Consider the following 17154-nt stretch of genomic DNA (forward strand, 5'->3'; position numbering starts at 1 on the left):
ATCCTCCTCGTACCAGGATGGACCGCATGTCTGAGACCAAGAGCCCGCTGCCCCGTCAGGTCGCCGACGCGTACGTGGACGACCTCATCGCCCTCGACCCGGTCACCGGCACCTATCTCGGCGTGAAGGAGAGTTCGAGCAGGCTGCCCGACTACTCGCCCGCCGGGCAGGAGGCCCTCGCGGAGCTGGCCCGGGCCACCCTCGTGAAGCTGGACGAGGCGGAGCGGCAGCCCGGTGCGGACAGGGATGTGGAGCGGCGCTGCGCACGGCTGCTGCGGGAGCGGCTGACCGCCGAACTCGCCGTCCACGAGGCGGACGAGCACCTGCGCGCGGTCGGCAACATGCACACGCCCGGTCATTCGGTGCGCGACATCTTCACGGTCACCCCCTCGCAGACGGACGAGGACTGGGCGGCGATCGCCGAGCGGCTGCGGGCGGTCCCGGGTGCGCTCGCGGGGTACCGCGCGTCACTGCAACTCGGCCTCGACCGCGCGCTGTTCGCGGCCCCCCGGCCGACCGCGACCTTCATCGGACAGCTCACCGAGTGGGCGGACACGGACGGCTCGGGCCGCGGCTGGTTCGAGGACTTCGCCGCCGCCGGGCCGGAGGCGCTGCGTACCGAGCTGGACGAGGCGGCCCGTGCGGCGACCGGCGCCCTGGTGGAGTTGCGGGACTGGCTGCGGGACGTGTACGCGCCGGCCATCGAGGGCGCCCCGAACACGGTGGGCCGCGAGCGGTACGCGCGCTGGTCCCGTTATTTCAACGGCACCGACCTGGACCTGGACGAGGCGTACGCGTACGGCTGGTCGGAGTTCCACCGGATCCTCGGCGAGATGAGGCAGGAGGCGGAGAGGATCCTGCCCGGCGCCGAGACTCCGTGGGCGGCCCTCGCGCACCTGGACGAGCACGGCCGGCACATCGAGGGCGTGGAAGAGGTCCGCGAGTGGCTGCAGGGCCTGATGGACAAGGCCATCGAGGACCTGGACGGGACGCACTTCGAACTCGCCGAGCGGGTGCGGAAGGTGGAGTCGCGCATCGCCCCGCCCGGTGGTGCGGCCGCCCCCTACTACACGGCGCCGTCGGAGGACTTCTCCCGGCCCGGCCGCACCTGGCTGCCGACGATGGGGCAGACCCGGTTCCCGGTCTACGACCTGGTGTCGACCTGGTACCACGAGGGCGTGCCCGGCCATCATCTGCAGCTCGCCCAGTGGGCGCACGTGGCCGAGGACCTCTCCCGCTACCAGGCGACGGTCGGCGGGGTCAGCGCCAACGCGGAGGGGTGGGCACTGTACGCGGAGCGGTTGATGGACGAGCTGGGCTACCTGGCGGACCCGGAGGAGCGGCTCGGTTACCTGGACGCGCAGATGATGCGGGCGGCCCGGGTGATCGTGGACATCGGCATGCACCTGGAGCTGGAGATCCCGGCGGACTCGCCGTTCCACCCCGGGGAGCGCTGGACGCCGGAGCTGGCGCAGGAGTTCTTCGGCGCACACAGCAGCCGGTCGGCGGACTTCGTGGAGAGCGAGCTGACCCGGTATCTGACGATTCCGGGCCAGGCGATCGGCTACAAGCTCGGTGAGCGGGCGTGGCTGCTGGGCCGGGAGAAGGCCCGCGAGCGGCACGGCGCCGCGTTCGACCTGAAGGCCTGGCACATGGCGGCGCTGTCGCAGGGCTCGCTGGGCCTGGACGACCTGGTGGACGAACTGTCCCGGCTCTGAGGGGCTCGACGTCCCGGGGCTCTCCGGGAGTCGATGCGCCGGCCCAACGCCTGAAACCTCCCTCGGAGTCGATGACCTCCCCGGTGACCCGGCCCGCCTCGTCGGTGGCCGGCCAAGCGATGAGGCGGGCCGGGTCGTCGGGAACACCCCACGTCCGGCGGGAAACCGCGCGGCGGCGGCCGCGTGGTCGTCACGTTGAGACGTACGCCGAAGCGGGGCGGACACGAACCGGTGCCCGGCGGGACGGGCCGCGCACCCCTGACTCGGAGGCGGGCACGAGGCTGGGGGACGAACCCCAGCACCGGCCGTACACGGAAACCGAGCACCGGGAGCCGGCGGACCGGCGAACACCGGCCCCAGAGCCACCGGCCGCGCACGGAGACCAGGCTCTGGGGCCGTATGCCGTTCCACTGTGCCCCGTCGGTCCCCCGCAATCCGCACTCCCCGCTCGGCCGTACGGACGCTCCCGGTGGCGTGTGCGGTGGGGAGGCCGCTAGCTGGTGCGGAAGGCCGATGTGGTGGAGAGGCGGGCCGGGTATGCAGGAGAAGGGGCAGGGGCGGCAGGCGCTGGAGACGCCGCGGGCCGCCGGGCTGGCCGGCGTGGTCTTCGCGCTGCTGCTGGCGGCGGCGATCGTCCTGGTCCGTCTGGGGATCCCCGAGGGGGCCGACGCGGTCTCCGCTCGGGGGTTCACGGACTCCGGACGGCGCGCCGCGCTGCGGACGGCCCTCGCGCTGGTGCCGTTCGCCGGCATCTTCTTCCTCTGGTTCGTCGGCGCGGTACGCGCGCACGTCGGCGACGCCGAGGACAGGTTCCTCGCCACCGTCTTCCTCGGCAGCGGGCTGGTCTTCACCGCCACGATGTTCGGCGCCGCGGCGGCGGCGGGTGCCGTGCTCGTGGTCGGGCACCCCGCCGGCGCGGTGCCCGGGCTCTCCGCCTGGGACTTCGGCCGCCATTTCGCGTACACGCTGATGACGGAATACGCCATGCGGATGGCGGCCGTCTTCGTGTGCTCCATGTCGGTGATCGGCCACCGCGTCGGCGTCCTGCCGCGCTGGCTCTCGGTCCTGGGGTTCCTCACCGCCTTGACGCTGCTCTTCGTCTCCCCGGGCGTTTCCTGGGCGGAGTTGGTCTTCCCCGCCTGGTCGATGGTGCTCAGCGTCCACATCCTCGCGGCGAGCCGCCGCGCAAGGGCCCGTACCGCCCCGTCCGCGTGATGTGACAGGGCGGTGCCGCCGCTCACCCGAACGGCTCGCCCGGCGCGCGGGTTCCCGGCCCGGCTCGCATGCTGGCGTGCGGGACATGACCGCCGTCCGGAGATGACCGCACGCCACCGGTGGTGTGCCCCGGACCTGGCCACCGGAAGGGCGGAGCGTCGATGCGACTCGTCGTCGATCTCAACAAGTGTCAGGGTTACGCCCAGTGCGCGTTCCTCGCGCCCGACGTCTTCGCCATGCACGGCGAGGAGTCGCTGGTGTACAACCCGCGCGCGGAGGAGGAGCAGCGGGAGCGGGTGGCGCGCGCCGTCGCCGCCTGCCCGGTGCAGGCGATCGCAGCCGACGGTCTGGACGGTGCGGACGGGTCTGCGGCCGGATCCGCGCGGGAGGCGTCCCGTGGCCGCTGACTACGTGGACTGGCTCAGGCGCGAGGGCCGGATCGTGATCGTCGGCGCCTCACTGGCCGGGCTGCGGGCCGCCGAGACGCTGCGCGCCGAGGGCTTCACCGGTTCGCTCACCATGATCGGTGACGAGCCGTACGAGCCGTACGACCGGCCACCGCTGTCGAAGGCGGTCCTGCTGGGCAAGGCGTCCCCGCTCCACACCGAGCTGCCGCACCGCAGGGAGATCGACGCCAAGTGGCGGCTGGGTGTCGCGGCGACCGGTCTCGACCTGGCGGCCAAGCGGGTGCTGCTGGCCGACGGCGACGAGGTGGAGTACGACCGGCTGCTCATCGCGACCGGTGTCCGCGCCCGGCCCTGGCCGAAGGAGGAGGAGGCCCGGCTGGACGGCGTCTGCCTGCTGCGCACCCGTGACGACGCGGCCGGGCTCTACCAGCGGCTGAAGGCGGGGCCGCGCAGGGTGTTCGTCATCGGCGCCGGGTTCGCCGGCTCGGAGGTCGCCTCGGCCTGCCGGGTGATGGACATCCCCGTCACCGTGGCGGAGCGCGCCGGCGCACCGCTGGTGGGCGCGCTGGGTGGGGTGGTCGGCGCGGTCGCCGCCGACCTGCAGATCGAGAACGGCGTGGATCTGCGCACCCGGGTCACGGTGACCTCGCTGGAGGGCGACTCGGCGGGCAGGGTGCGGGCCGTCCATCTGTCCGACGAGAGCACCGTCGAGGCGGACGTCGTGGTCGTCTCGCTGGGGTCGGTGCGCAACACCGAGTGGCTGACCGGGTCCGGGCTCGGCTCGGGGCCCCGGGGCATCGCCTGCGACGCGGGCTGCCGGGCCTTCGACTTCCGGGGCATCGTCACCGACGACGTCTTCGTCGCGGGTGACGTCGCACGGTCCCCGCACGCCCTGTTCGGTTACCAGTTCCTCTCGCTGGAGCACTGGGGCAACGCCGTCGCGCAGGCGGAGACCGCCGCGCACAACATGATCTGCTCGGGTGCCGACCGGCGCCCGCACCTGTGGATGCCCGCCTTCTGGTCCTCGCAGTTCGGGGTGAACATCAAGTCGGTCGGCGTGCCGCCCATGGGCGAGCAGCTCATGATCACGCAGGGCTCGCCGGCCGAGCGCCGGTTCGTCGGCGTCTACGGCTACCAGGGCCGCATGGTGGCCGCCGTGACCTTTGACAACACCCGGTGGCTGGAGTTCTACCAGCGGCAGATCGAGCGGGGCGCGCGGTTCCCGGTGGAGTTCCCGACGGTGGACCGGCGCCCCGAGGGCCGGCAGCCGGTGGACGCCGACTTCCCGGACCCGTCCCTGCCGACCCACGGTCCCATGGTGACCCTCAGCGGTTACTCACCGGCCGACCAGCAACTGGTCTTCCATCCCGCCCGCCACTGACCGCCGCCCGGCCCGACGCTCAAGGACCTGCCATGCCGCAAGCCTCGCTTCTGCGTCAGATCACCGACTTCGCCAACCGTGCCAACCCGTATCCGGTGTACGAGGAACTCCGCAGGACACCGGTTCTGCACGAGGAGGAGGGCGGCCCCTACATCATCAGCTCGTACTACGACATCGAGGCCCTGCTCCATGACCCGCGGATCAGCTCCGACGCGGCGAACCTGGCCGCCGCGGGAGACGACGAGTTGTCCCAGGCGGAGAACACGGGGCTGCCACCGTCCTTCCTCCGGCTCGACCCGCCGGAGCACGACCGGCTGCGGCGCATCGCCAACAGCGCCTTCGGGCCGCCGCACCGGCCGCGCCGGATCGAGAACATGCGGGGAGAGCTGGGCGGCATCGTCACCGAACTGATCGACGGTTTCGGGGACGCGCGGCAGATCGACCTGGTCGACCAGTTCGCCTACCCCTTCCCGGTGACGGTGATCTGCCGGCTGCTCGGCGTGCCCCGTGAGGACGAACCGCGCTTCCGGGCCTGGGTCGACCCGCTGGTTGCCAGTCTCGACCCCGGGACGCGCCAGAACGCGGACGCCGACTTCCAGAAGAGCGCACGGGAGGCGCGGATGCAGCTCGGCATGTACCTGGCCGGGCTGGTCGAGCAGCGCACCAAGGAACCGCGGGACGACCTGCTGTCCGACCTGGCCAGCAGCCGGGGCCCGGACGGTGCCATGACCATGATGGAGGTGCTGAGCACGGCGGTGCTGCTGCTGATCGCCGGTCACGAGACGACGGTCAACCTGATCACCAACGGCATGCTGACCCTGCTGCGCCACCCGGACATCCTGCGGCGCCTGCGGGAGGACCCGGGCCTGTCGGTCAAGATCGTGGAGGAGTTGCTGCGGTACGAACCGCCGGTGCAGCTCGTGCCGCAGCGCACCTGCATCGCCGACATCGAGGTGCGCGGCGTCACCATCCCCAAGGGCGCGCGCATCTGGCTCGTCCTGGCGGCCGGCAACCGTGATCCCGAGCGGTTCAAGGACCCCGAACGCTTCGACCCCGAGCGGGGGGACATCCAGCACCTCGGCTTCGGCAGCGGCATCCACAGCTGCTTCGGGGCTCCGCTGGCCCGGCTGGAGACCCAGGTCGCGCTGTCCGAACTGGCCCGGCGGCTGGAGAATCCCCGCCTGGTCGAGGACCCGCCGCCCTACCGGCAGAACGCCGTGTTGCGCGGCCCGCGGCACCTGAACATCTCGTTCGACGGAGTGCGCTGAGCGCTTGACGGGGGCGCGCGTTTCATTGCGCGAGCCGCCTGAGCCGTACCAGGCCGGTGCAGGTCCCGGGTCGTGGCGCGGCCCAGGCGGTGCGCACCGCGTAGGGACCCGGGCGCGAGCGCACCCGGAGGTGTCGACGAGGGTGGTGTCGCCACCCTGCCGGGCGGAGGCGAACAGGACGACCGGGCCGGGGACGGTCCGGCGGATCTCGTCCTGCCATGCGGCCTCGCCGAGCGCGGCGGGGACGGCGGCGAGCAGTTCGTCCTCGCGGTCCGCGGCGGACCAGCGTACGGAGGTGCCGTGTTCGGGCAGGCAGGGCATGGGGGCCGGTTCGTCACCGGACGAGGGCCGCCCTGTCGCCGAACGGCAGCAGACCCCGTAGCCGGCGACCTCGCACGCCCGGTCGTGGTGCGTGTCGAGTTCCGAGGTGCCGGCGCCCGCCCGGAACGGCAGGACCTCCTCCGGAACGGCCGTCCGCGGGCCGCCGCCCGACTCCACCCACTCCAGCACGCCTGGGTCCGCGTATCGAGCCATGGGCAGGGAACCTGCGCGGGCGGGTGTCAGCAGCCGCACTCGCCTTCCATGGGTGCCGTCAGCGGGTCGGCGTCCCGGCGTGCCGCGCCCTGCCACGTCTCGTAGGCGAAACCCTCCCGGGCCCAGTACTCGAACCCGCCGAGCATCTCCTTGACCTGGTAACCGAGTTCGGCGAGGGCGAGGGCGGCGCGGGTGGCGCCGTTGCAGCCGGGCCCCCAGCAGTAGGTCACCACGGGTACGGACTTGTCGAGGAGCTGTTCGGCCTGCTCGGGGATGAGCGCGGTCGGCAGGTGGAGCGCGCCGGGGATGTGGCCCTGGTCCCAGGACTCGGTGGAACGGGTGTCGATGACGGCGAAGCCAGGGTCACCGCCGGCCGCGAGGGCGGCGGCCACGTCGGAGACGTCGGCGTGGAAGGTCAGGCTCGCCCGGAAGTAGGCGGCGGCCTCGGCGGGAGCGGCGGGGGCGACCCGCAGCACGGGGTTCTCGGAAGTCGTGGTGATCATGACTGGAAATCTATGGTCCGCGGTCTGCTCGCAGAAGTGCGGATCCACGGGCTTGCCCTTGCCCGGCCGGGGATTTCCCTGCTATCCATCCGAGATGACCGTGTATTCCCCGGACGCCACCGACTGGCGCATCCTCGAGGTCCTCCAGCGCGCGGGACGGGCGAGCTACGCCGAGCTGGCCCGCGAGGTATCCATGTCGCCGAGCGCCGTCACCGAACGGGTCCGCCGGCTGGAGGAGGCGGGCGTGATCCGGGGGTACACGGCGGTCGTCGACCCGGAGCGGCTCGGCCTGCCGATCCTGGCGTTCGTACGCCTCAGGTATCCGAACGGAAACTACAAACCGTTCCACGACCTGGTCGCGGCGACCCCCGAGATCCTGGAGGCGCACCATGTCACGGGCGATGACTGCTTCGTCATCAAGGTCGCCGCGCGTTCCATGTCCCATCTGGAGGAGGTCTCGGGGAAGATCGGCGCGCTGGGCTCGGTGACCACCAGCGTGGTCTACTCGTCGCCCCTGCCCCGGCGGCCGCTGGGCCGCTAGGCGGTTCTCCTCGGTTCAGGCGGGCGGAACGGAGGGCCTGGCTCAGCCGGTGGGTCGGCGGCAGGCCGCCGACCCACCGGGTCGTCACTTGTGCCGGTCCGGCTTCGTGAGCCTGTAGCGGGCCGCGTCTTCCTCTGTGGCCCATCGGTGGAAGCCGGCCTTCTCCAGCACGCGGGCGGAGGCCGGGTTCGTCGATTCCACGTCGGCGACCACGGTATGGACACCGGGCGCGGTGAGGGCGAACGCGGCGAGCGCCCGGGTGGCCTCGGTGGCGTAGCCGCGGCCGCGCCGGGAGGCCACGATGCCGTATCCGATTTCGAGGACTTCCTCGCTGGGTGGCCAGAACAGGCCGATCGAGCCCACCACGAGGCCGCTGTCACGCTCGATGATCAGACGGTGGCCGTGTTCGCCGAGCCAGGCGGGGTGCTGCTCGAAGAGGCCCGCGACGACGCGGTCGCCTTCGGCGGGGAAGTCGTCGGCCCAGTGGGCCGACCGGGTGTCGTCGAGGACCGCCGTGGCCTCGGCCATGGTCCAGGGCCGGAGGACGAGACGGTCGGTGGTCAGCTCAGCGTGGGCTGCTGAGGTGGAGGCTTTCACGTGTGACTCCTGGTCGTTGCAACGACCCGGACCGCGCTCTACGACGCGCGGACCGGACAAGGGCATGCCGAAGAGGGCTGCTGGCAGCCATATTCATCAACCTCCCTGCCTCGTGATCACACGCTTCCTGCGCCGCATGACGGTACCAACCCATCTCCCCCCGGAGCAAAGGGTTTTCCACGGGGGCGACACGCTGCCGGGTGCCGGCCGGCCGGCACCCTGGGGTGTCCCGTCGGCGGGCCGGATCAGAGCCCCGGTGTACTCGCCCGTGCACGGCATCCGTGAACGGACGGGCCGGGATCGCTCTGCCACCCCCTCGCCTTCGGTCCTATGCCACTCCCCGCTGCCGCAGTGACGAGCCCGATCTGCCCTTGGTGACCTCCAGTTGGGCATGGATGCGGCGGCGCAGGTCGGCGACGTGGCTGACGATGCCGACGCTGCGGTCCCGTTCGCGCAGCGAGTCGAGGACGTCCAGGACCTCGTCCAGGGTCTGGTCGTCGAGGCTGCCGAAGCCCTCGTCGATGAAGAGGGTGTCCAGACGGACGCCGCCCGCCTCGTCGGTGACGACGTCGGCGAGGCCGAGGGCGAGGGCGAGGGAGGCGAAGAAGGTCTCGCCGCCGGACAGGGTGGCGGTGTCCCGTTCCCGGCCCGTCCAGGCGTCGACCACGTGCAGGCCGAGCCCGCTGCGGCCGCGTCCGCTGCGGTCGTCTGAGTGGACGAGGGTGTAGCGGCCGGAGGACATGCGCTGCAGGCGGACGGTCGCCGCGGCGGCCACCTGCTCCAGGCGGGCCGCGAGCACGTACGACTCCAGGCGCATCTTGCGTGCGTTGTCGGCGGAGGTGCCGGCGGCGAGGGCGGCGAGCCGGGCGGCCCGTTCGTACTCGTCGCGGAGCGGCGCGAGGCGTCGTACGGCCTCGGCGGCCAGCGCGGAGAGGCGGTCCAGCTCGGCGCAGCAGCGGGCGGCTGCGTCCCGCGCGGAGGCGGCCTCCCGCAGCCGGCGTTCCGCCGTGGCCGCCGTCCGCTCGGCCGTGGCCGGGTCGGCGGGCGGCTGCTGGGCGGCCGCGGCGGTGCCGACCTCGGCCAGCAGGGCGCGTACGGCGGCCTCTTCCGCCTGCCAGGCGTCCAGGCGGTGCTGCAGCTCGCGGTGGGCGGCGGCGTCCAGGAGGGCGTCGGCCGCGGCCTGGGGGGTGTCGAAGCCGGACCGATAGGCGGCGTCGGCGAGGCGGGCGTCGGCGTCCTTCAGGCGCTGGGCGGTGTCCTCGGCGGCGCGCACGGCGTCGGCGGCCCGGGTGAGCAGCGTCGCCTGCCGCTCCAGTTGCGCGGCCCGCGCGGCCACACTGTCGGCCGTGCCGCGTGCCTGTGTCAACTCCTCTTGCAGCAAGGCCTGTTCGTGCTCCAGGCTCTCGCGCCGGGTGAGCCGGGAGGCGGCGCGCACGGCGGCCTGCTGGCGGTCGGCGAGGCGCTGCTCGCGCTCGTGCTCGGCGCGCCGCAGCTCCTCGTGGGCGGCGTGCAGGGCGGAGGCGTCGCGGCGGGCGCGGGCGTACTGCTGCTCGAGTTCATCGGCCTCGGTGGCGAGCCGGGAGGTGGGCGTGTCGCCGGCCTCGGCGGTGGCGGCGGCCAGGGCCTCGCGGACGGCGCCGAGGCGCCGCTCGTCCTCGGTGTGCCGCTCCTCGGCGCGCTGGTAGGCGGTGAGGGCGCGGTCCTCGGTCTCGCGGTCGACGTGTCCGGCGACCTTGCGGGCCGGTGCGGGGTGTTGGGTGGCTCCGCAGACTGCGCAGGGTTCGCCGTCGGTGAGGTGGGCTGCCAGTTCGGCGGCGATGCCGTTCAGGCGCTGCTCCTTGAGGTCGAGCCAGTGGGCGCGCGCGTCGAGGGCGCGCTGCTCGGAGGCGAGGGCCCGGCGCTGGGCCTCCTCGAGGTCCGCGGCGAGTCCGTCCCGGGTGCGGGCCGCGGTGAGACGCCTCCGCATCGGTTCCCGCTGGACGGCGAGCTGTTCGGCGCGGGTGGCGGCCTCCTGGGCGGAGTCGATGCGGGCCTGCAGCGCCGCGCGCGTGGTGTCCCAGTCGGCGAGCCAGGCGTCGGCCTCGCGCAGGACGTCCTCGTCGGCGCGCTCCTGCCGGTCGAGTCCGGCCCGCTCCTCGGCCAGGTCGGCGAGCCGCTGCTCGGCACGCCGGGCGGCGTCCAGCCCGCCCAGCTCCTCGGCGGCGCGGCGGGCGGCGGCGGCGAGCCCATCCGCACCGGCGTCGGCGAAGGAGCCGGGCAGCATCACACGCGCGTGGGACTCCGTCTGGACGGCCCTGCGGTGCTCCGCCTCGGCCGCCTCCCGCAGCTCCAGCGCGGGCGCGACAGCCTCCGCCTTCCGGCCCCGCTCCATGCGTTCCTGCGCCTCGCGGTGGGCACCGGCCCGCTCCTGGAGGCGCTCGGCGCGCTGCCGCGCCTCGGCGAACCGGCTCTGCAGCCGGGCGACTTCCCGTACCTCCGCCAGGGCGTTCCGCGCTGCGGCTTGGGCGGATTCGGCGGCTTCGAGGCGGCAGCGGGCGACGGTGAGGCGTTCCCGGGCGGTGCAGCGGGCGACGGCGGCGGCGCCGAGGACGGCCTCGGCCAGACCTGGGTCGCCGGGGGCCAGCTCGGGCAGTTCCATGGCGTCCCCTGCCTCCTGCTGCATGCGGTGGGCACCGGCGAGCAGGGCCGCGTCCCCTTCCCGCACGCGTGCCTCGGTGGCGCGCCGGCGTTCGGCGAGGCGCTTCTCGACGTCGGCGAACCGCTGGGTGTCGAAGAGGCGGCCGAGCAGGCGGCCGCGGGCCTCGGCGTCGGCGCGCAGGAAGCGGGCGAAGTCGCCCTGGGGCAACAGGACGACCTGGCAGAACTGCTCGCGGCTCATGCCGAGCAGCTGGGTGATCTCCTCGCCGATCTCCTGATGCGAGCGACTGCGGTCCTTCCAGACGCCGGCCGCGCTGTCGTACTCCCGCAGCCAGGTCTGGGCCTTGTCGACGGTCGTGCCCTTGCCGCGCAGCTTGGGCCGCTCCCAGGGCGGCTGCCGGGTGAGTTCCAGCCGGCGTCCGGCGACGGTCAGTTCGAGGCGGACCTCGGTGCGGGTGCGCGTCTCGGCGTGGTCGCTGCGCAGGTTCATGCCCTGGCCGCTCTGCCGGGCACCGGGGACGGCGCCGTAGAGGGCGTAGCAGACGGCGTCCAGGACGGAGGTCTTGCCCGCGCCGGTCGGGCCGTGCAGCAGGAAGAGTCCGGCGGCGGACAGCGCGTCGAAGTCGACGCTCTGGGAGCCGCCGAAGGGCCCGAAGGCGGTGACGTCCAGCCGGTGCAGCCTCACCGGGCGACCTCCCGTACGGCGTCGTCGGCGCGCACCGCGTCGAAGGCGTCCCGCAGCACGGCCGCCTCCCGCTCGTCCGGTGCGGCACCGCGTACGTGGGCCACGAAGTCCTGGGCGATCTGCTGGTCGCTGCGGCCCGCGAGCCGGCGGGCGTACGACACCTGGGGGTCGTCCGGGGCCCGCTCGGGGGCGAAGACCAGGCTGAGGGTGTGCGGGAAGCGCTCGGTGAGCCGGGCCATCGGGTCGGCCGGGCGGACCGGGTCGGTGAGGGTGGCCTCGACCCAGGCGTCCTCGTGCCGGACCAGCTCCGGGTCGGCGAGGAGGTCGTCCAGCGTGCCGCGGATGCGGGCGAGCGGGCGCGGCACCGGGCAGTCGACGCGCTCGCCGGTGACCGAGCCGTCGGCGGCCAGGTCGATCAGCCACATGCTCTTGCGGTGGTCGGCCTCGGAGAAGGAGTAGGCGAGCGGGGAGCCGGAGTAGCGCACCCGCTCGGATATCGTCTGGCAGCCGTGCAGATGCCCGAGCGCCGCGTAGTCGACGCCGTCGAAGACACCGGCCGGAACGGCGGCCACTCCCCCGACGGTGATGTCCCGCTCGCTGTCACTGACCTGCCCGCCGGTGACGAAGGCGTGGGCGAGGACGACGGAACGAGTGCCCGGCGCGCGCGTGGCGAGGTCGGCGCGGACGCGGTCCATGGCGGCGCCGAGCACCGCCTCGTGATTTGCCCGGTCCACCGCGAACTCGTCCTTCACCAGGGCTGGTTCGAGATACGGCAGGCCGTAGAAGACGACGTCGCCGTGGGCGTCCGTCAGGACGACGGGCGTGCCGACGGCGGAGGGCTCGGTGCGCAGGTGGATGCCCGCGCGGTCGATGAGTCCGGCGCCGACGCCGAGGCGGCGGGCCGAGTCGTGGTTGCCGGAGATCATCACCGTGGGCACGCCGAGGTCCGCGAGGCGGTGCAGGGCGTCGTCGAACAGCTCGACCGCGGCGAGCGGCGGCACCGCGCGGTCGTACACGTCCCCGGACACGACCACCGCGTCGACCTCGCGCTCGCGCACGGTGGTGACGAGGTGACCGATGAACCCGGCCTGGGCCCCGAGCAGGTTCACCCGGTGGAAGGCCCGCCCGAGATGCCAGTCGGACGTGTGCAGGAGTCTCATGACCCCCGAGACTAACGGCCGGGTCTGACATCACGGGCGGTTACTCCCTTATCAGCCCGTCATGATCCGCCCCTCTTAGGACTGTTATGCCCGATTCGCCGCAATCGTTAGGCGTCTCCGTAGGCTTCGCCACCCAGTTCGAACCCCGCCGTGCCCGCCGTCACATCGGCGAGCCATGCGCGGAAGGCGTCCACGTCGGCGTCCGGGAGGCCGATCTCGATGGTGACGGCCTCACCGTAGTGGACGTTCCGCACCTCGCGTCCGGTCGACCGCAGGTCGTTCTCGACCTTGCCCGCGCGCTGGTGGTCGACGGTCACCGTGGCCAGCCGGAAACGGCGCCGGGTGATCGTGCCGAGCGCGTCCAGGGCCTCGCCGACGGCTCCGCCGTAGGCGCGGATGAGGCCACCGGCGCCGAGCTTGACGCCGCCGTAGTAGCGGGTGACGACGGCGACCACGTACCGCATGTCGCGACGCAGCAGCATCTGCAGCATGGGGACGCCGGCGGTGCCGCCCGGTTCGCCGTCGTCGCCGGCCTTCTGCACGGAGGCGTCGGCGCCGATGACGTACGCCCAGCAGTTGTGGGTGGCGTCGGCGTGCTCCTTGCGGACGGAGGCGAGGAAGTCCTGCGCCTCCTGCTCGGTGGCGGCCGGGGCGAGGGCGCACAGGAAGCGCGAGCGGTTGATCTCGGTCTCGTGCACGCCCGCGTGGGCGACTGTGCGGTACTCGTCCTGCATCCGGTCAGCCTATGCCGAGGGTGCACACCGGGTGAGCCGGGCTACTCCTTGCCCTTCTTGCCGTCGCCCTTCTTGCCGTCGCCCTTCTTGCCGTCGCCCTTCTTGCCGCGCGGCACCGTGAACGACGTCAGCAGGGCCGTGCCCGGGGCGAGGGCCGGCCAGCCCGTGCCGCGCCAGGCCAGGACGGCGATCGCGGACGTCGGGAACTTCACCCGCACCCGCTCCAGCGTGTCGTCCAGACCGTCCCCGGCCAGCTCAAGGACCAGGTCCTCGAGCCCCGGGTTGTGCCCGACCAGCAGCAGCGTCTCCACCTCGCGCGGCACCTCCGCCACGACCTCCAGCAGGTCCGGTACGCCGGCCGCGTACAGCCGCCGGTCGTAGCGGACCGGAGGCGGGGTGCCCCACTGGGCGGAGGCCAGCTCCCAGGTGCGGCGGGCGCGCAGGGCGGTGGAGCACAGGGCGAGGTCGGGCAGGCCACCGGCCCCGGCGAGGAAGCGGCCGGCGGCCGGGGCGTCCCTGAGGCCGCGCGGGGCGAGCGGCCTGCGGTGGTCCTCGACGCCCTCCGGCCACCCGGACTTGGCATGCCGCAGCACCACCAGGCGGCGCAGCGGGCCGGCACCCGCCCGCTCGATCACGCGAGGGTCCCGACGTCGCGGGGCAGGTCCAGGGCGAGCAGCCGGTCGGCGTAGACGTACGTCTCGAAGCGGGCGCCGTCGGGCAGGTCCGGGGCGTTCTCCACGTCCCGCAGCACCTCCAGGACCCGGGGCAGGTCGAGATCGTCCTCCCAGGCGGCCCGCAGCCGCGCCCGCACCTCGTCGGGCACCGGCCGCGAGGGCTGCCGCGCCCATCCGGCCACGGCCCGGCGCCAGTGGGCGAGCCCTTGTGCGGCATGGTCCAGCAGTGCGGTGTCCAGCCGGGCGGGTTCGGTGCGGGGGACGGAGACCAGGGCGAGGCGCAGCGCCGTGGGGTTGGCGAGGAGGGTCGGGAGCGAGGGGTCAGCACCCACCCACCTCACCGGCGCCACGGCCGCCACCGGTCCCTCGCCGGGCACGGTGTCCGGCCCCGCTTCCCGCACATGGATCACCTGCTCCTCCCCCAGCCCCGACGCGAGGTCGCGGCCGTCCTCGAAGGGGCGGATGGCCAGGGCGGTGGCTGCGGTGCGCAGCTCGGCCTGCCGGTGGGGCGCGGTGAGGATCGTCCAGACAGGGGTACCGCCCAGTTCCAGGGCGCGGACGAGCAGGTCGGCGGTGAGCAGCACCCGCAGGGCCGTCGGATCGAGGCCGGAGGCGTGGGCCTCGATGCGGGTCAGGCCGCGGCGGGCGGGCGCGGCGGCGACGGGCTCACCGGTTCGGTCGTCGAGGATGCGCAGCACGGGGCCGAGCGTAGGCGGGCGGGCGGCGGTACGCAGGCACCTTGCGCCGATTCCGGACACCGTGGCGGGGTACGGGGCGGGAATCAGCGTTCCGGGGGCGCTGTTGCCCGAACCGACGACCATCCGACATCCCCCGCAGCCCGAGGAGACGGCCGTGTACGGCGACGAAGCGACGATCCGCAGGATTCTGACCGAGCTGGGTGACACCTGGGCCGTGGTCGGCCTGTCCACCAACCGCAACCGGGCCGCCTACGGGGTGGCACAGGTGCTGCAGCGTTTCGGCAAGCGGGTCGTGCCGGTGCATCCCAAGGCCGAGACGGTGCACGGCGAGCCGGGCTACGCCTCCCTCGCGGACATCCCCTTCGACGTGGACGTGGTGGACGTCTTCGTCAACAGCGAGCTGGCCGGCGCGGTGGCCGACGAGGCCGCGGCGAAGGGCGCGCGGGCCGTGTGGTTCCAGCTGGGTGTCGTCGACGAGGCCGCCTACGAGCGGAGCCGGGCGGCCGGTCTGGAGATGGTCATGGACCGCTGCCCGGCGATCGAAATTCCCCGCCTCCGCTAGCCTGTCTCACTTTCTTCTCACAATTCTGCGCTGAATATTGACATTCCGAGTTGGTGTCTGACCTGCGCGAAGGCTGCACCCAAGACAGGCAAGATCTTGGGTCAAGATTTGGAAAACAGTCTTTTGTCGGCACGGAAAGCCTTCCTAGCCTGTGGCGTCCCTTGCTCGTTGATTCTGCGTTCATGAACTGAGAGGCCACTTGACATGGCGAAACTCGACGCCTTGCCACAGGCCAAGACGGAGTCCGGCGGTCTGCGCCGAGATGTCGGACTGATCGGTCTGATGTGGGCCTCCGTGGGCTCCATCATCGGCTCCGGCTGGCTGTACGGCGCCGAGAAGGCGGTCGTCGTGGCCGGCCCCGCGGCGATCATCTCGTGGGTGATCGGCGCGGTCGCGATCGTGCTGCTGGCGCTCGTGCACGCCGAGCTCGGCGGCATGTTCCCGGTGGCGGGCGGCACCGCCCGCTACCCGCACTACGCGTTCGGCGGCCTGGCCGGCATGTCCTTCGGCTGGTTCGCCTGGCTGCAGGCGGCCACCGTGGCCCCCATCGAGGTCGAGGCCATGATCGGCTACGCCGGTCACTGGCAGTGGGCCCAGGGTCTGCAACACGCGGACGGAACGCTGACGACCAGCGGTTTCGTCACCGCCGTCTTCCTGATGGCGGTCTTCGTCGGCGTCAACTTCTTCGGCGTCCGGGCCCTGGCGCACACCAACAGTGCCGCCACCTGGTGGAAGATCGCCGTGCCGCTCGGGGCGATCTTCATCATCGCGGCGACCAACTTCCACGCGAGCAACTTCACCTCGGAGGGCTTCGCGCCGTTCGGCGCCAAGGGCATCCTCGGCGCCATCAGCTCCAGCGGCATCATCTTCGCGCTGCTCGGCTTCGAGCAGGCGATCCAGCTGGCGGGCGAGAGCCGCAACCCGAAGCGTGACCTGCCGCGGGCGACCCTCGGCTCGGTGGCGATCGGCGCCGTGATCTACATCCTCCTGCAGGTCGTGTTCATCGCCGCGCTGCCGCACACCTCGTTCGCGCACGGCTGGGCCAAGCTGGACTTCCCCGGCATCAGCGGCCCGTGGGCGGGTCTGGCGACCCTGGTGGGCCTGGGCTGGCTGGGCTGGGTGCTCTACGTCGACGCGATCATCTCCCCCGGCGGCACCGGCCTGATCTACACCACCGCCACCTCGCGCGTCTCCTTCGGCCTGGCCAAGAACGGCTACGCGCCGAAGGCGTTCGCCAAGACCGACAAGCGCGGCGTGCCGTGGTTCGGCCTGCTCATGTCGTTCGTCACCGGTGTGATCTGCTTCCTGCCGTTCCCGAGCTGGCAGGAGCTGGTCGGCTTCATCACCTCGGCGAGCGTGCTGATGTACGCGGGCGCGCCGCTGGCCTACGGCGTCTTCGCCGACCGCCTGCCGCACCACGAGCGCCCCTACCGGCTGCCCGGCGGCAAGATCATCTCGCCGCTGTCGTTCGTGGTCGCCAACCTCATCATCTACTGGGCCGGCTGGGACACCCTGTGGAGGCTGGGCTTCGCGATCCTGCTCGGCTATGTGCTGCTGGGCTCCTACGCCTGGTACGCCACCAGCAAGCGGCGGTCCGACGCGCCCCGGCTGGACTTCAAGGCCGCGCAGTGGCTGCCCGGCTACCTGATCGGCCTGGGCCTGATCTCCTGGCTGAGCGGCTTCGGCGGCCGCGGCATCATCCCGCTGTGGTGGGACATCCTGGTCGTGGCGGCCTTCTCCCTGGCCATCTACTACTGGGCCAAGGCCACCGCCTCCGAACCCGAGGCGATCGAGCGCAGCATCGAGGAGGTCACGGTCACGGACGCGCCCGCGCACTGAC

At 72.8% G+C, this 17154-nt stretch carries 15 protein-coding genes and 1 pseudogene; 8 read left to right on the forward strand and 8 right to left on the reverse strand.

All coding sequences use genetic code 11. The features are described 5' to 3' along the window. Window positions 1-26 precede the first annotated feature (26 nt). From ABZ079_RS17455 to ABZ079_RS17475, 5 genes are all read left to right on the forward strand, one after another. Window positions 27-1718, forward strand: coding sequence for a DUF885 domain-containing protein (locus ABZ079_RS17455; RefSeq protein ID WP_356940304.1), 1692 nt, complete (start codon window positions 27-29; stop codon window positions 1716-1718). Window positions 1719-2255: 537 nt separating this feature from the next. Then, window positions 2256-2933: a hypothetical protein gene (locus ABZ079_RS17460; RefSeq protein WP_356940305.1), complete on the forward strand. Its 678-nt coding sequence runs from the start codon at window positions 2256-2258 to the stop codon at window positions 2931-2933. Between the two features lie 161 nt (window positions 2934-3094). After that, window positions 3095-3340, forward strand: coding sequence for a ferredoxin (locus ABZ079_RS17465; RefSeq protein WP_356940306.1), 246 nt, complete (start codon window positions 3095-3097; stop codon window positions 3338-3340). Beyond that, the gene (locus ABZ079_RS17470) at window positions 3330-4721 is read left to right on the forward strand and encodes an FAD-dependent oxidoreductase (protein ID WP_356940307.1); all 1392 of its coding nucleotides are present in this window, start codon (window positions 3330-3332) and stop codon (window positions 4719-4721) included. The genes ABZ079_RS17465 and ABZ079_RS17470 overlap by 11 nt, the downstream gene beginning before the upstream one ends. A gap of 32 nt (window positions 4722-4753) precedes the next feature. Further along, window positions 4754-5989, forward strand: coding sequence for a cytochrome P450 (locus tag ABZ079_RS17475; protein ID WP_356940308.1), 1236 nt, complete (start codon window positions 4754-4756; stop codon window positions 5987-5989). A 201-nt stretch (window positions 5990-6190) separates the two neighbouring features. Here ABZ079_RS17475 and ABZ079_RS17480 read toward each other — a convergent pair. Beyond that, window positions 6191-6523: pseudogene (locus ABZ079_RS17480) on the reverse strand (Imm21 family immunity protein); the annotation flags it as partial. Between the two features lie 26 nt (window positions 6524-6549). Continuing rightward, window positions 6550-7026, reverse strand: coding sequence for a rhodanese-like domain-containing protein (locus ABZ079_RS17485; RefSeq protein WP_356940309.1), 477 nt, complete (start codon window positions 7024-7026; stop codon window positions 6550-6552). Between the two features lie 94 nt (window positions 7027-7120). Here ABZ079_RS17485 and ABZ079_RS17490 point away from each other — a divergent pair, with 94 nt between their 5' ends. Next, window positions 7121-7567, forward strand: coding sequence for an Lrp/AsnC family transcriptional regulator (locus ABZ079_RS17490; RefSeq protein ID WP_356940310.1), 447 nt, complete (start codon window positions 7121-7123; stop codon window positions 7565-7567). An 84-nt stretch (window positions 7568-7651) separates the two neighbouring features. Here ABZ079_RS17490 and ABZ079_RS17495 read toward each other — a convergent pair whose 3' ends face one another. The 6 genes from ABZ079_RS17495 to ABZ079_RS17520 all read right to left on the reverse strand — a co-directional run bounded on the left by ABZ079_RS17495 (window position 7652) and on the right by ABZ079_RS17520 (window position 14752). Continuing rightward, on the reverse strand, window positions 7652-8164 hold the full coding sequence (locus ABZ079_RS17495) for a GNAT family N-acetyltransferase (protein ID WP_356940311.1): 513 nt from the start codon (window positions 8162-8164) through the stop codon (window positions 7652-7654). A 328-nt stretch (window positions 8165-8492) separates the two neighbouring features. After that, window positions 8493-11486, reverse strand: a complete 2994-nt coding sequence (locus ABZ079_RS17500; protein ID WP_356940312.1) for an SMC family ATPase — start codon at window positions 11484-11486, stop codon at window positions 8493-8495. Beyond that, a complete protein-coding gene (locus ABZ079_RS17505) occupies window positions 11483-12646 on the reverse strand; it encodes an exonuclease SbcCD subunit D (RefSeq protein ID WP_356940313.1) in 1164 nt (387 codons plus the stop codon). The genes ABZ079_RS17500 and ABZ079_RS17505 overlap by 4 nt, the downstream gene beginning before the upstream one ends. 107 nt (window positions 12647-12753) lie before the next feature. Next, entirely contained in the window at window positions 12754-13380 is a 627-nt protein-coding gene (locus ABZ079_RS17510) for a YigZ family protein (RefSeq protein WP_356940314.1), read from the reverse strand. Window positions 13381-13421: 41 nt separating this feature from the next. Next, window positions 13422-14015, reverse strand: a complete 594-nt coding sequence (locus tag ABZ079_RS17515; protein WP_356940315.1) for a histidine phosphatase family protein — start codon at window positions 14013-14015, stop codon at window positions 13422-13424. Next, window positions 14012-14752, reverse strand: a complete 741-nt coding sequence (locus ABZ079_RS17520) for a hypothetical protein (RefSeq protein WP_356940316.1) — start codon at window positions 14750-14752, stop codon at window positions 14012-14014. Before ABZ079_RS17520 ends, ABZ079_RS17515 begins: the two co-directional genes overlap by 4 nt. 154 nt (window positions 14753-14906) lie before the next feature. Between ABZ079_RS17520 and ABZ079_RS17525 the strand changes: the two genes are divergently transcribed. Together ABZ079_RS17525 and ABZ079_RS17530 are read left to right on the forward strand one after the other, a co-directional pair. Next, complete coding sequence (locus tag ABZ079_RS17525; RefSeq protein ID WP_356940317.1) at window positions 14907-15314, forward strand: CoA-binding protein; 408 nt, start codon at window positions 14907-14909, stop codon at window positions 15312-15314. 204 nt (window positions 15315-15518) lie between these two features. After that, window positions 15519-17153, forward strand: a complete 1635-nt coding sequence (locus ABZ079_RS17530; protein ID WP_356940318.1) for an APC family permease — start codon at window positions 15519-15521, stop codon at window positions 17151-17153. Window position 17154 lies beyond the last annotated feature (1 nt).

The organism is Streptomyces sp. NPDC006314, assembly GCF_040613075.1.
Classification (GTDB): domain Bacteria; phylum Actinomycetota; class Actinomycetes; order Streptomycetales; family Streptomycetaceae; genus Streptomyces.